This window comes from Myroides sp. 1354, assembly GCF_030324495.1.
Lineage (GTDB): Bacteria > Bacteroidota > Bacteroidia > Flavobacteriales > Flavobacteriaceae > Flavobacterium.
Genome location: NZ_JACAGN010000001.1, coordinates 199347 through 216183, shown reverse-complemented (window position 1 = coordinate 216183; position 16837 = coordinate 199347). Strand labels below are relative to the sequence as shown.

6 protein-coding genes are annotated in these 16837 nt (G+C 38.6%); all 6 read right to left on the bottom strand.

Annotated features, from left to right (window positions below):
* Positions 1 to 51 precede the first annotated feature (51 nt).
* The 6 genes from HX004_RS00940 to HX004_RS00915 all read right to left on the bottom strand — a co-directional run bounded on the left by HX004_RS00940 (position 52) and on the right by HX004_RS00915 (position 16834).
* A complete protein-coding gene (locus tag HX004_RS00940; protein ID WP_286440445.1) occupies positions 52 to 1965 on the bottom strand; it encodes an OmpA family protein in 1914 nt (637 codons plus the stop codon).
* 18 nt (positions 1966 to 1983) lie between these two features.
* On the bottom strand, positions 1984 to 2910 hold the full coding sequence (locus HX004_RS00935) for a PorP/SprF family type IX secretion system membrane protein (RefSeq protein WP_286440449.1): 927 nt from the start codon (positions 2908 to 2910) through the stop codon (positions 1984 to 1986).
* Positions 2911 to 2981: 71 nt separating this feature from the next.
* On the bottom strand, positions 2982 to 8147 hold the full coding sequence (locus HX004_RS00930) for a fibronectin type III domain-containing protein (protein ID WP_286440447.1): 5166 nt from the start codon (positions 8145 to 8147) through the stop codon (positions 2982 to 2984).
* Between the two features lie 359 nt (positions 8148 to 8506).
* Complete coding sequence (locus tag HX004_RS00925; protein WP_286440445.1) at positions 8507 to 10420, bottom strand: OmpA family protein; 1914 nt, start codon at positions 10418 to 10420, stop codon at positions 8507 to 8509.
* Positions 10421 to 10438: 18 nt separating this feature from the next.
* Positions 10439 to 11365: a PorP/SprF family type IX secretion system membrane protein gene (locus HX004_RS00920; protein ID WP_286440443.1), complete on the bottom strand. Its 927-nt coding sequence runs from the start codon at positions 11363 to 11365 to the stop codon at positions 10439 to 10441.
* Between the two features lie 57 nt (positions 11366 to 11422).
* Complete coding sequence (locus HX004_RS00915) at positions 11423 to 16834, bottom strand: T9SS type B sorting domain-containing protein (RefSeq protein ID WP_286440441.1); 5412 nt, start codon at positions 16832 to 16834, stop codon at positions 11423 to 11425.
* Positions 16835 to 16837: the final 3 nt, after the last annotated feature.

The window sequence follows — 16837 nt, the reverse complement described above, 5'->3', positions numbered from 1 at the left end:
TTACCGATATGGTAAGGACTTCTTAAAATATACTAAACTTAAATCTTTCAATTATTTCAAGATAACAAACTCACTGCGTCTGTTGATGGCGTGCTCTTCTTCTGTACAGTTTGCTTTACAATCAATCTTCGGCATACTTGGTCCATAACCTTGAGATTCTAAACGATACGCCTCAATGCCTTTGGACAATACGTATTGTACCGTTGTTTTTGCGCGATTCTCCGATAACTTCTGGTTGTAGGTTGCACTTCCGCGGTTATCCGTATGTGAACCAACTTTGATGCGCATCTGTGGGTTGCGCTTCATCACTTTCACCAACTTATCCAACTCCAAGGCCCCTTGTTGCGTGATGTTGAAGCGGTCAAATTCAAAGTAAATATCTCCTAAGATAATCTCGTCTTTCGTTACGATTACTTCGATTGGTCTTAAACCAACATTAACTAATTGACGACCGCCTTTGCGGTTCAAAGGAACTTCTATTGACTTGCCTTCAAAGTCATCCATGTCAACTTGTAAGTGGTAAAATTTCCCACAATCCACAACGTATTCCACAATTCCGCGGTGATCCGTAAACTTCGTCTCGACCAAGTTCTTGCGATCGTCGTAAATATCTACACGTGCGCCTGTCAAGATCTTGCCGGTGTCTTTGTGTGTTACCGTCACGTACATCTCGGTATTACAAACCGGTTTCGCTTTGTAAATATCATCGCGTCCGATGCGGTTCGTAGAGAAAAATCCAATGTCTTTCCCAGGATAAAATGAAAAAGCAAAATCGTCTTTAGCCGTATTAATCGGAGATCCTAAATTCTTAGGCTCTGCTTGGGGAATAGCCAAGTCGACCACATAAACATCCAATCCTCCAAAGCCCTTGCGGGAATCTGAAGCGAAATACAACTTCCCTTCCTCTGAGATAAATGGAAATGATTCTCTCCCTTCGGTATTGATTTGACTTCCCATATTCACTGGAGTACCGTAGTTACCTTCTTCATCGATGTCTACTTTCCAGATATCCGTGCTTCCCATTGTACCTGGCATATCAGATGAAAAGTACAACACACGACCATCTTTGCTAACACTTGGGTTACTCACCGAGTAATCGCTGCCGTTAAAAGGTACAGGTTCAAAATCCGTCCATTTCCCTTTTTTCTTCGTTGCACGGAAGACACTTACCTTACCTAACTTTACGAGCTTCGCTTTGTTCTTCGTGTATTTCCCTGCGCGGAAACTCTCCGTAGCAAAGTACATCGTCTGACCATCACCTGTAACAGTCGCTGGTCCATCGTGATACTTCGAGTTCAACTCCGATACGGGTTCTACATCATACAAAGGATCCTCTGCATTTTTGTATTTCGCCTGAAACATATCCAAGTAACCTTGGTTGTCCCATCCGTATTTGTTCTTTGATTTATTCCCTTTACGCGTAGAGGCAAAATAAAGCGTATCTCCTACTGTTAAAAACGCTCCAAAGTCATTCCCTTGACGGTCATTGATCCCTGACTCTTCAAAAGTAAACAACTCCTCTTGAGCGCGTAAGCGAGGAATATAATCCGGCTCGCGCATAAAAGAAATGGCGCGTTGATCCTCCGGATTCAGCTCCGCAAATTTGCGCATCGCTGCATTGGAAGACTCATAACGTCCACTCGCCTTTAACATCTGAGCATAGCGATAGTACAACTCAGAATCTAAACTCGGATCTTTCTCCAATGCTTTCCCATAGTACTTCGCTGCTTCTACCGTATTAAAGATATTGTAATAACAATCTGCTAATTGTAAATAAATATAATTATCTGTCTTAGCTCCGCGGATTAACTTCTGATACACTTTAGCCGCATCGACAAATTCGTAGCGGTTGTAGTGTTCATTGGCAATCTCTAAAGGGGTTTTTACTGGCTCTTGAGCAAACATACTCTGAGTCGCCAAAAAACCACTTAATAACAGCGCTAAATAAACCTTTCTTATTTTCATTCTTTGCTTTTTATTCGATTAGAAATAACGTGAGGAACTAGAAACTTTCTTAGACAAGAAAATGTCGTATAATACCATAAACTCGTGAGAACCTTTGGCTACTTTGTTGATGTCCGAAGTGATGTAATCATAAGCATATCCAACGCGTAGTTGGGGTGTAACGCGGTAGTTGATCATACCACCTACTGCATCTTCTAAACGGTAGCTAACTCCTGCCTCAATCTTGTTCAAATACATCACGTTCACATTCAAATCAAAAGAAACTGGTGAATTCATCGCGTATTTAATCATCGTAGAAGGTTTTAATTTCCAGTCCTGATCTAAATCAAATACATATCCTCCATTCAAGTACATGTGAATCTCGCGTTGACCAAAGTTCTTCCCATCGTAGTTCAAATAGTATTCTTTGATTAGGTTTGGTACTCCTAAACCGATAAAATACTTATCTGTATAGTAGTAGGCTCCAATACCCGCATTGAATAACGTCGATTTGCTGTCCTCGCCAAAAGCAGGGTCATTCGGATCGATCGTATAACCATTTCCAACTTCTGAAAATAAATCAGCACTATGGAACGTTGCGCCTGCTTTTATCCCCAAAGCCAATTTGTGTGCTCCTCCCAACTCTAAAGTATAAGAAAAATCTCCATAGATGTTATTCTCTGTAACCGGTCCGATGCGGTCATTGATAAAAGACAACCCAACACCCACTTTTTTACCAACTCGACTGTTGATGAAAAAAGTTCCTGTTTCTGGTGCTCCATCAAATCCCGCCCATTGTTTGCGGTACAAAGCTCCCATAGACACCGCATCTTTAGATCCTGCATAAGCGGGATTCACAACACTCATGTTGTACATATACTGGGTGTATTGAGGGTTCTGTTGGGCTTGAACGTCAAGGCCGCTAAGTAAACTCAGTACTCCTAATGTTAAATATATTCTTTTCATATACGGTTTAATTTTATAAATAGTAGTAAAACAACTGTGCGTGAAAGATCACACACAGTTGTTTGTTTGTATTAATAATTAATTTGTACCCAACCTGTAATTGTTTTCTGCACCGTTTCAATCACGTAGAAATACGTTCCTGATGGTAGTTTATTACCAGATTTATCTTGACCAGCCCATTCTACAGTATATCCTAACCCATGAGCATAAACTTCTCCTCCATTACGATTAAATACTTTGAAACTCTTCACTTTATAATTTGAAAGATCGAAATAATCGTTTTTACCATCGCCATTTGGTGAAATACCTCTTGTGATTAAACAATCAATCTCGTCTGATTTTAAGCTTATTGTTTGCTCTTCATAACATCCATCAATTGTCTCAATAACAACGCTGTAATCTCCTTGTTCACTTACCACAATTTCTTGCGTATCGGCAGTAAATCCAGCAGGACCAGTCCAAGTAAACTTCGCTTGATCGTTCTTAATATTACCAAGCACATCAATAACTCTCAAGTAGTATTTACCATCATAGCAATCTCCATCTAATGCAATTTCGAAACGATCAAAGATAGTAATTGTCACTTTATGACTTACAGGCTCTCCACACATATTACTTGGCACTCCATAGAAATACTCTACTTCATATACTCCTGCAATACTTGCCGCTACATTAATAGCACCTGTTTCTCTATTCAGCGATAGTCCTCCTTTAGGTTCTTTACTAGGATCTTTTGGATTTGTATGACTAATCGTCTTATAAGTAAAGTAACCTCCTAAAGTAAATTCAGCACCTGGTGTAATTGGCAATTCCTCAATATTATTAATACAGATTGGTCCATCATATGAGAACTCTGCATTAAAGTAAGCTGTTGGTTTAATGCTCAATGCAATTTCAAAATATCCCCTACATTCTTCATTTTTCTCGCGATAAACTTCAACGAATATAGATTCATTTCCAGCAGATTGATATAAATCATCCATTTCAAAAGCATTGGTTTTTGCATTAAAATCTGCCAACGTATGGTAATATTTATGCTTAATCGTTTGTGCTTCTGAATGACTAGCAATAGCTTCTTCTACTATTGATTTCACCTCAAACATGGCATAACCTACATTTTCGATATCACATAGTTCAATCTTTTTCGGCAATGTAAGTCGAATTGGATCATAAATTGTGATTACTACTTCATCTTCAGGATTTTCTTCACAAAGATCTTTTTCAACACGTACACGGTAAGTACCAGACTCTGTAACTACTAATTTATTGGTATTAAATAAAGCGGGATCAAGCATTTCTCCATCTTTAAACCAAGTATAAGTCATATCTTCTGTTGATCCAGCTGCAGAAATTTTAGCTTTAATTTCATACGAACTTCCTGAACATAAATATTGATCTTCTCCTAAATCTACTTCACATAAGAATTTACAATCTGTCGTACCTGCATCAGGATCACCAACATTTCGTTGTGCTAATTTAATAAATCCAGGTCTTCTTCCGAAGTTAGTAATTAGAACAGCATAAATTTGACCTCTACGAGCACCATTAATAGTCATGGTTTCAATATTTCTACCATCATAACTACAATCAACAATATTTCCAACAGGATAATTACTTGTAGTCGATGTATTATTAGGACAATTGACACCTGCAGGACATGGTCCTAAAACTGATTCTGCACAAGCTTCATCTAAATTATCAAACGGTCCAAAAGCTACAAAGTCAACATCTAATACATCTCCATTTGCTTCTCCATTCGCATCAAAAGAAGTACTTTGTATAATATCAAATACCAAATCTCCATCAGTATCTATTTTCAAGAAATACCAAACAGGATATGGAACTGAACCTAAACACGCAATTCTAAGCCCGTCTCCTAAAGGAAATTCTACAGGAGTATTATCTCTATTGTTATTCGGGAAGATAATACCTCCAGGTCCTGCACAAAATGGATTTGAATCTAAAATACTAGTACTATTTGTACGTACTACAATTTTTCTCCACATACTAAATTTACCATCTTCACAAACATTGCGTACATAAAAATAATATGTTTCATTTACTGTTAATCCATTAGCTGTATATTCAGGTTGAGTAACTCTCAAAATATTCGCAGGATCAGGGTTTGCTAAATCCGTTGTTTCAAGTGCAATTTCCCACTCTGTCATTCCTTGTTGAGAATCCCATCCGAAATTGATGTGTTCACTTGCCGCACATGCTGTTAATCCAGTAACTGGCGGGCATGTTTCTACTTGCAGGTTAATATTATCAACCGCAGCAGCAGGGTCAGTACCACCACTACCATCATTTCTCCATTCAAAAACAAGGCGCAATGTTGAACCGGCAAAAGCTCGTAAATCAACTGCTTCAGTAACATTTGAAAAAGTCTCTTGTCTGTTGTAATTTTCACCGATTTGAATACGGTTTACTCCAGCAGTTATTTGTTGTCCTACTGTAGGATTGAAAGTATTAGATACAACCCATACTCTCAAGTAATCAAAGGTAGATTCTCCACTTGCACGCCAATCAAAGCTAAGACTTCCTGCACTAACTCCAGCAGGTACAATAACATCTCTATAAGCGTGCGTAACAGTAACTATTCCATTATTATAACTATTTGTTACTCCATTATCTTTTGACACATAAAGCGAATGAGTTCCGCCATTATTTACAGCAGTTCCAACCACCCATTTATTAATAGAGTTACTAATTAACGTCCAATTATTATCCCCTTCGAAATCTTCTTCATATGGCATTTCTGCAGGAATTTGACCTGTCATTGCAGGTAAATGTACCCAGAAACTTTTATCTGTTGCACTACAAACCGTTCTAACCCAAATATAATATTGTGTATTTGGATTTAAACCAGTAATTGTATACGGATTATCTGTTGTAACTACAGATCCAGTAACTGTTTCACCTGGAGTTGTTGCTGTAGTTGCATAATACACTTCATACTGTGTTTGTCCCGCCACAGGAGTCCATGCCAATGTAATGGAAGTTCCTGTTGCAGTAGTTGTTCTAACATCTGTTGGAGGATAACACGTCACCGCTCTTACTTCAACATTATCAATAGCTGCTGGTGGTTGAGTACCTACACTGCTATCTTGACGCCATTCAAATACCAAACGCATAGTTTCTCCAGCGAATACTCCTGCATTTTGAATCATTTGTGTTCTTCTAAACGTATCATTTGCATTATATTCAGCACCTAATTTGATTCGATTTGCTACGGCTGTGATTTGAGTCCCAGCAGTTGGTACAAACGTAGTAGGAACCAACCAAACTCTAAAATAATCATTCGTCGTTCCTTCACCAACACAACGCCAATCAAAAGCAATGCTAATATCTGTTGTTCCCGCAGGAATTGTAAGATCACGATACGCATGCGCTACAGTTGACACACTAACATCATATGTATTTGTTGTTCCATTATCTTTTGAAATATACAAAGATTTTGCTCCACCATTTTGTGCAGCAGTTCCTACCACCCACTTATTAATTGAGTTACTTCCTTTATTCCAATTATCTTGTCCTTCAAAACCGTCATTATACGGTAAAGTACCTGGAACTTGCCCTGTAAAAATTGGCAATTGCACCCAGAAACTCTTATCTGTAGGACTACAAACGGTTCTCACCCAAACATAATATTGTGTATTCGGTGCTAAACCTATGATTGTGTAGGGATTGTCAGTTGTAATGACAGATCCTGTAACTGTTGCCCCAGGATTCACAGCTGTTGTTGTATAATATACCTCATACTGTGTTTGTCCAGTTGCCGCTGTCCATGCTACTGTAGCCGTAGTTGATGTAATTGCATTCAACTGCAAAGCAGTTGGAGCAGAACAAGTAATAACAGAAACTTCTAAATTATCAATAGCCCCTGGAGGTTGAGTACCACCACTCGTATCTTGTCTCCATTCAAATACCAAACGCATGTTTTGACCAGCAAAAGCAGTAGCATTTACCACTAATTGCTCTCTCAGAAATTGTGTATTTGCATTATATTCTGATCGGCCCAATCGAATTCTATCTGCTGCTGCTGTGATTTGAACTCCTGTTGTCGGCTCGAAAGAAGCGGGAACGGCCCATACTCTAAAGTAATCCCATGTTCCACCTTCTCCAACACAACGCCAATCAAAGTTAACCGCAATTTCTGTTGTCCCAGTAGGTATAACTAAATCGCGATATGCATGAGCAACACCAGTACCATTAACATTATAGGTATAATTCGCACCACCATCTTCAGAAATATATAAGGCTTTCGTTCCGCCATTATTCACAGCCGTTCCAATAACCCATTTATTAACAATGTTACTTTTCTTATCCCAGTTATCAGCTCCTTCAAAATCATCCATATAAGGTAGAGTGGCTGCTATTTGATTGGTTCGAATTGGCAATTGAACCCAAAAACTTTGATCTGTATCAGAACAATGTGAACGCATCCATACATAATAAGTTGTCAAAGGAGTAACCCCTTCAAATCGATGTGAAGTCCCAGTAACAGAGACTAACGTAGCATCTGCCGCAGGTGCTTCTGCCGTTGTTCCAAGATATAAATCATAGTTTGTTACCCCGGCTGCAGCCGTCCAACTCACGGTAAAAGCATTACCCTCATTCGCTGTAATAGTTATAGCTGTTGGAATTTTACACGTAATTTCAGGACCAAACGTCAACTTTAAATTAGGACGATTTGTTGTTGCTGAAAGATTAATTGTAGGTGCAGTATTATCCGCACCGGCCTCAAAATGCATATTTGTAGCTGCAGATGATTTAATAACTAAACCATTGATTCCATCACCATTACCGTTACCGCCAAAATTTGTTTCAACTAATACTAATAGATTTTTATTACCTCCTGTATAGTTAAAAGAATTATGCAAATCTATGGTGTTGAATCCAACACTGGTAGGCGTAAACCTTCCCTCATAAACAACTGCTGCTCCTTGAATAAAAGAACTCCAATTTCCAGCAACTAACGCTGTGGACTCTACTTCTTTTAGGTAGATTTTAACAGGTCTTTCTCCTTTAATAGCACCAATATCCCATGCAAGTTTATTGATAAAACCTACTTGGTTAATCTCAGCAGATGTATAAAGTGCTGCAGAACGTGAATAGCCATGATAGCTGCTCAATGGCTGCCTCATAGTAGCCGTACCTGTGCCGACTTCTACCTCTTGCCCATACGTGAAAAATACGCTCAGCAAGAAGCAGAAAAGCACTGCAATTTTGTTCATACGTTTTAAGTTTTAAGTTAGTTAACGTCAAATATAGAATTTTTTTATACAAAGATTAACAAAACAAGATTTTCCAGACTCCTCAAACCCTTACCAATAAAGGATTTTTATTAGCAATCAAGCGTATTAATAAATAAAACGAGACACAATATTCTTTTTTTTAAGTTAAAAAACTATCATCATAAAACATAAGCCCTAAAATAATTAAAATATAGTTTTTTTCACAAATTCAAACAAGTTCTCAGAATTTCAATCATTTAACATTTTTCCCTACTCTCTTATTCAAATAAAAAAAGCCCCTACCATGTAAAATGGTAAGGACTTCTTAAAATATACTAACTTAATACTTAAAACTTCTATTATTTCAAGATAACAAACTCACTGCGTCTGTTGATGGCGTGCTCTTCTTCTGTACAGTTTGCTTTACAATCAATCTTCGGCATACTTGGTCCATAACCTTGAGATTCTAAACGATACGCCTCAATGCCTTTGGACAATACGTATTGTACCGTTGTTTTTGCGCGATTCTCCGATAACTTCTGGTTGTAGGTTGCACTTCCGCGGTTATCCGTATGTGAACCAACTTTGATGCGCATCTGTGGGTTGCGCTTCATCACTTTCACCAACTTATCCAACTCCAAGGCCCCTTGTTGCGTGATGTTGAAGCGGTCAAATTCAAAGTAAATATCTCCTAAGATAATCTCGTCTTTCGTTACGATTACTTCGATTGGTCTTAAACCAACATTAACTAATTGACGACCGCCTTTGCGGTTCAAAGGAACTTCTATTGACTTGCCTTCAAAGTCATCCATGTCAACTTGTAAGTGGTAAAATTTCCCACAATCCACAACGTATTCCACAATTCCGCGGTGATCCGTAAACTTCGTCTCGACCAAGTTCTTGCGATCGTCGTAAATATCTACACGTGCGCCTGTCAAGATCTTGCCGGTGTCTTTGTGTGTTACCGTCACGTACATCTCGGTATTACAAACCGGTTTCGCTTTGTAAATATCATCGCGTCCGATGCGGTTCGTAGAGAAAAATCCAATGTCTTTCCCAGGATAAAATGAAAAAGCAAAATCGTCTTTAGCCGTATTAATCGGAGATCCTAAATTCTTAGGCTCTGCTTGGGGAATAGCCAAGTCGACCACATAAACATCCAATCCTCCAAAGCCCTTGCGGGAATCTGAAGCGAAATACAACTTCCCTTCCTCTGAGATAAATGGAAATGATTCTCTCCCTTCGGTATTGATTTGACTTCCCATATTCACTGGAGTACCGTAGTTACCTTCTTCATCGATGTCTACTTTCCAGATATCCGTGCTTCCCATTGTACCTGGCATATCAGATGAAAAGTACAACACACGACCATCTTTGCTAACACTTGGGTTACTCACCGAGTAATCGCTGCCGTTAAAAGGTACAGGTTCAAAATCCGTCCATTTCCCTTTTTTCTTCGTTGCACGGAAGACACTTACCTTACCTAACTTTACGAGCTTCGCTTTGTTCTTCGTGTATTTCCCTGCGCGGAAACTCTCCGTAGCAAAGTACATCGTCTGACCATCACCTGTAACAGTCGCTGGTCCATCGTGATACTTCGAGTTCAACTCCGATACGGGTTCTACATCATACAAAGGATCCTCTGCATTTTTGTATTTCGCCTGAAACATATCCAAGTAACCTTGGTTGTCCCATCCGTATTTGTTCTTTGATTTATTCCCTTTACGCGTAGAGGCAAAATAAAGCGTATCTCCTACTGTTAAAAACGCTCCAAAGTCATTCCCTTGACGGTCATTGATCCCTGACTCTTCAAAAGTAAACAACTCCTCTTGAGCGCGTAAGCGAGGAATATAATCCGGCTCGCGCATAAAAGAAATGGCGCGTTGATCCTCCGGATTCAGCTCCGCAAATTTGCGCATCGCTGCATTGGAAGACTCATAACGTCCACTCGCCTTTAACATCTGAGCATAGCGATAGTACAACTCAGAATCTAAACTCGGATCTTTCTCCAATGCTTTCCCATAGTACTTCGCTGCTTCTACCGTATTAAAGATATTGTAATAACAATCTGCTAATTGTAAATAAATATAATTATCTGTCTTAGCTCCGCGGATTAACTTCTGATACACTTTAGCCGCATCGACAAATTCGTAGCGGTTGTAGTGTTCATTGGCAATCTCTAAAGGGGTTTTTACTGGCTCTTGAGCAAACATACTCTGAGTCGCCAAAAAACCACTTAATAACAGCGCTAAATAAACCTTTCTTATTTTCATTCTTTGCTTTTTATTCGATTAGAAATAACGTGAGGAACTAGAAACTTTCTTAGACAAGAAAATGTCGTATAATACCATAAACTCGTGAGAACCTTTGGCTACTTTGTTGATGTCCGAAGTGATGTAATCATAAGCATATCCAACGCGTAGTTGGGGTGTAACGCGGTAGTTGATCATACCACCTACTGCATCTTCTAAACGGTAGCTAACTCCTGCCTCAATCTTGTTCAAATACATCACGTTCACATTCAAATCAAAAGAAACTGGTGAATTCATCGCGTATTTAATCATCGTAGAAGGTTTTAATTTCCAGTCCTGATCTAAATCAAATACATATCCTCCATTCAAGTACATGTGAATCTCGCGTTGACCAAAGTTCTTCCCATCGTAGTTCAAATAGTATTCTTTGATTAGGTTTGGTACTCCTAAACCGATAAAATACTTATCTGTATAGTAGTAGGCTCCAATACCCGCATTGAATAACGTCGATTTGCTGTCCTCGCCAAAAGCAGGGTCATTCGGATCGATCGTATAACCATTTCCAACTTCTGAAAATAAATCAGCACTATGGAACGTTGCGCCTGCTTTTATCCCCAAAGCCAATTTGTGTGCTCCTCCCAACTCTAAAGTATAAGAAAAATCTCCATAGATGTTATTCTCTGTAACCGGTCCGATGCGGTCATTGATAAAAGACAACCCAACACCCACTTTTTTACCAACTCGACTGTTGATGAAAAAAGTTCCTGTTTCTGGTGCTCCATCAAATCCCGCCCATTGTTTGCGGTACAAAGCTCCCATAGACACCGCATCTTTAGATCCTGCATAAGCGGGATTCACAACACTCATGTTGTACATATACTGGGTGTATTGAGGGTTCTGTTGGGCTTGAACGTCAAGGCCGCTAAGTAAACTCAGTACTCCTAATGCTAAATATATTCTTTTCATATACGATTATTTTTTTAGAAACAACTGTGTGTAAAATCACACAGTTGTTTGTTTGTATTAATAATTAAGTTGTACCCAACCTGTGCGTTGTGCTCCATTAGAAATGATGATGTAATAATACGTTCCTGATGGTAATTTATTACCCGATTTATCTTGACCAGCCCATTCTTTTTGATACATACCTTTCGAGTAAACCTCCACACCATTACGGTTAAAAATTTGAATCTTCGAAACTCCATAACCACTCAAATCAAAGGAATCATTGACACCATCTCCATTTGGTGAAATTCCCTTCGGAATTGGACACTCATCAAATTCAACGGTAAAACTACTTTGATCCACACAAACAGCTCCTTTTTTACCTTCATTAGTTGCAAAAATATAAATCGTCTGTGGTTCATAGATTGGCATTCCCGCTGGTAACTCTTCTCCTTCTCCATTTGGCAAAGTATAGTATTTATTATACTTAGACAATTCTGGTAATTGATAAATCTCACAGGTCAATACCATATCTGCTATTTGGTCCGCAACGGGCTGTTCAACAATTTCTAAAACGAATTGCGATTGTCCATAACATCCATTTCCTTCTCCCTCTTCAATCTCTTCTCCCTCTTCTGTTAGCCCTTTCGATTCTTTATAAATATAAATATCGTGAACCCCAAGCTCGCTGAATATACTACCTCCTTCATATTTTGTTCCTTCTCCATAAGGCTTAGTATAATAAGCTTCTCCTTTCTCTAATTTAGGCAGTAAATAGGAACCACATACCGTTTGATCTTTTAAAATAGTTACTTCTAATGGCTCGTTTACTCCCAATTTAAATGATTGATATTCTATACATCCTGTAAGTTTATTCTTCAATTTAATAAAGATTGGTTTACTAGCTCCCTTGTATTTAATAATCTCCTTTAAAACATTCTTATCAGCATCTCTATCTTCTTCTGTTTCAAAAAAGGTTAAATCATATCTCGACGGATCAAGATTTCCAAAAATTTCAGCATACGTATCTTTCAAATCAAAGATATTTTCTTCCCCTGGTTTTCTGGTACAATCTTTTAAATCGGCTACTTTACCTATTTCAAAATCTTCTTTTAAGAAAATAAACTCTTTCGTCATCACCGTTTCTTCCTCTCCACAAATTTGATAGATGGCTTTAGCCGTATATTTTACTGTTTCACTAACTTCAACATCAATTGTAGTCTCTGTAGAGAAAAACTCATCGTTTTTCTCCCATAAGAATTCAGCTGTCGAAGCTCCATCAGGAGTAAAGCGCCAAGCTTCATTTTGAGCAGACCAACGACCTGTATTGCGTCCTGGAGGCGTAATTCCTTTCGTCGCATCTGCATTTTGAAGTCCAATAATAGCATTTCCTTGCCATCTATCACAAGCTGCACTTCTATTTTTTACATAAACTTCAATAATATTTGACCCTTCATACATCACGATTTGAGAAGTTTGCGTACTACCTTCAATATCATTTGGATCATAACCACAACCAAACATTCCCAATTGATACACATTAAATACTAGTGTTCTACAAGGGGATTTACCCATAATTTGGTAATTGATTGAGCGACTTGCAGGAGAACGAAGTGGCGTACTTGGATCTGTATCTTGAAATACCCCCATAATAGAATTTAGAGTAGGTCCACGATTTCCACCTGGATTACTTGGAACAGGAGAAACTGGTTCATATGCAGCAAAAGATCCAGGAGCATAAACTCCCCCTGGCACCACACCTTGAATACTAAAACTAATCGTTCCATTCGTATTAATCAATATCTTTCTATATTGATTGCCATAAAAACAAAATTCAAATCCCAAATCAATCACATTTGACCATATATCATCGGCATTAATTTGAATCGCATCTCCTCCTTTGAAAGGGAAAGGTGGTTTATATTCAATAGGTTCTACTTTATATTCATTTGTTTTCTTAATGTCATAGTAAGAAGCCTCTAATTTAAAATTAAACGATCCCTTCTCACAAATGATATACTCCCCTTTTTCATTGGGCTCAAGTCCTTCAAGCCCCTCAAACTCAATCTCTGCTTTTACTTTCGTGCAGCCTGGAGGTGGAATAAAAGAGACAACACCTGGTCCAGTCCATTTTTTGTCATTTCCATTCCCCGTACAAAGTGGTCGAACATAGAACTTATAGAAACGCTCAGCTGGATTTGTCGGATCTGGATCGACGAAAAGATAACTCGTTTGATTGACAATAATTCCTCCTGGTGTTGTATTATTTGGAACTATAGGGTTCTCTAATTCAAAAATAATAACTTCCCATTGTGTTTCAGTACCAAACGCGTCCCAAGTTAACAAGGCACTTTGCGGTGATGCATCCTCTACCGCTTCTGCTTGAAGATTTCTCACCTTTGGACAATTGCCTTTTTCAATTTTTATATTGTCGATAGCAGCTGGTGGTTGTTCCCCTCCAGTTGCATCTTGTCTCCATTCAAAAACCAAGCGCATCACCCTTCCTTGAAAGGCAATTAAATCAAGATCCTGAATCAAGAAAGTAGTAAAGTTGGCTTGTAAATTAAACATCCCTCCTACTTGAATACGATCTGTTGCTGCCGTAATTTGCTGTCCTTCTATTGGCATAAAAGAACCTGGAACTAACCACACTTTAAAATAATCGCGTCTCGTTGTTGCACCTTCTCCTACACAACGCCAATCAAAACTTATATTGGTTTCAGCTGTGCCCATTGGCACCGCAATATCGCGATAAGCATGTACTACCGTAGCCTCAGTAATATCATATGTATTAGTTGCTCCTCCGTTATTCGTAATATAAAGCGAACTAGCACCTCCATTATTTACCGCTGTACCAACTACCCATTCATTTAAAACTTTAGTGACTGGCTCAATAAAATCCCATTCCATTGCGCCTTCAAAATCTTCAACATAAGGCATCTCTGCTGGAATTTGCCCCGAATTAAACTTCAATGGCACCCAGAAACTTCTATTATTATCCCCACAAACCGTTCTAATCCAAACAAAATAATTTGTTCTAGCAGTTAATCCTGTTATTGTATACGGATTTTGAGTCGTAATAATCGATCCTGTAACCGTTTCTCCTGGAGGAGTATCCTGAGTTGAATAGTAAATTTCAAATTTATTCTGTCTTGGAACGCGAGTCCAAGCTACTTGTACCGAAGTCCCACGTGTCTCAACCACTCTAAAGTTTGTTGGTGCAATACAATTCTTGGCTGTGACTTTTAGATTATCAATCGCCACAGGTGGTTGATTACCATTGGCGTTATCTTGTCTCCATTCAAAAACCAAGCGCATATTTTGACCCGCATAAGCTGTCGCATCAAAAATGATATCTTCCGTTTTAAACGTGTCTCTTCCATTAAACTGTGCGTTGCCTAATCGAATTCTATTTGTACCGACAGCAATTTGCGTTCCTATAGACGGTATGTAATTTTGAGGTACTACCCATACTCTAAAATAATCTGAAATGGTCCCTTCTCCTACACAACGCCAATCAAAATTCACTTTTACCTCTTGTGTACCTGTCGGGATTCTAAAATCCTTATAAACATGAGAAACCTGAGCTCCAGTAACGTTATAGGTATTTGTTTCTCCGTAATTCTCACTAATATACAACGCCTTCGATCCACCGTTGTTCACGGCTGATCCAACGAACCATTTATTTTTTGAATCATTCTTTTTATATTCAAAATTTGTCGTCCCTTCAAAATCTTCGCTATACGGTAAATCTTCGAGTACCATATCAGTAGCCAATATTTTTGGTCCTTCCCAAATCCCTGCGTTTGTAGCTGTACAATTTGTACGTACCCACACTAAATACTGTGTTCCAGGGTTTAGACCTGTAAACGTATGTGTTGTGTTGGTTGTTCTAATCGCTGTGCGAATCGTACCTGTATCTGGAAGAATACCATTTGTAGTAACCCCAGGCTCTCCAGGTATTCCTGGTTTTTCTTGTATAAACAAATCATAGGATTCTGCATTGGTTGCAGCCCAGGCAATCTTTCCTCCTGTAGATGTAATATCAGATACCTGAATCGTATTCAGATCAACTTTCTTACAGAAATAAGGTTTAATCGCTATATTATCAATAGCTGGAGGTGGATCTTCTCCGCCGCTTGAATCTTGTTTCCATTCAAAAACAAGACGCATTTTTTGTCCTGCAAATGGAGCAACATGAACGGATGCATTTTCTCTTAAGAAAACAGCATTATCATAATATTGACCTCTGCCAATCTGCACTCTTGTGGCATTGGGTGTAATCTGCGCTCTAACTGTTGGCGTAAAACTCGCAGGAACGAGCCATACTCTAAGATAATCTTTTAACCCACTTTGTCCTAAACAACGCCAATCAAAACTAACTTTTAAATCTTCAGCTCCTTCTGGAATTTGAATATTCATAAATGCATGTGAAACTTGTACACCTACATTATTATATGTATTTGTATTTCCTCCATCTTTACTAATGTATAGAGACTTTGTTCCTCCATTGTTTACTGCACTTCCGATGTACCATTTATTATTGGTATCGTTGGTGTAATAAAAATGTTCCTCCCCTTCAAAATCCTCTGCAGCTGGCAGTACAACAAGATCTTCAGGAGTCGTAAATTCTAAACCTTCACTGTACAATGAGTTTTGATTATTCGCACAAGTTGCGCGAACATATAAGACATAGTCCGTAAGCTGAGTCAATCCTCTAACTACAAATGGACTTGTGCTCATATCTGTGATTGTTCCAGATGCTACTAAACCTGTATTTCCCGAACCAGGTAATCCTTGTGTTCTAATTTCATAAGAAAACGAAGTTGTTGTTGTTTGAGAAGTAATCGTAAAACTTATACTTCTCGCTTTTACAGTATCTTTTACAGCATGGATGCCGTAACAACTAATTTCAGGACCAAAAGTCACCTTGATATTTGGTCTACTCGAAACAAAAGATAAATTCCCTGGCGTATTGATATTATCTACTCCAAGAGTTAAATGTTGCTTCACACTTGTCGACGCCTTAATTTTTAATCCTTCCGCATCATCAATTCCTGCACGGCCTGCATTCGTTTCTACTAAAACCAATACGTTTTTAGTTCTGTCTGCATAATTAAAACTTCGATCCAAATTAATGGTACGATAACCGATTGTATTTTTGGGACTAAAAGTTCCATTATAAACTAAAGTTGCTCCAGTAGTCAATGTCGACCAATTAGCAGCGACTAAAGTATCCGCTTCTACTAATTTTAAATATATCTTCACAGGTCTACTATCACCCATCTTCCCGATATCCCATGCTAGCTTATTAATAAAACCGGTTTGATTAATCTCAGCAGCCGTATATAAGGCTGCAGAGCGCTGAAAACCGAAATAGCTAGACAGAGGATGCTCTTGAGCAATCGTACCTGTGCCAATCGTTACTTCTTGCCCGTAAGTGAAATATACACTCAACAAGAAGAAGAAAAGCACTGTAATTCTTTTCATGTG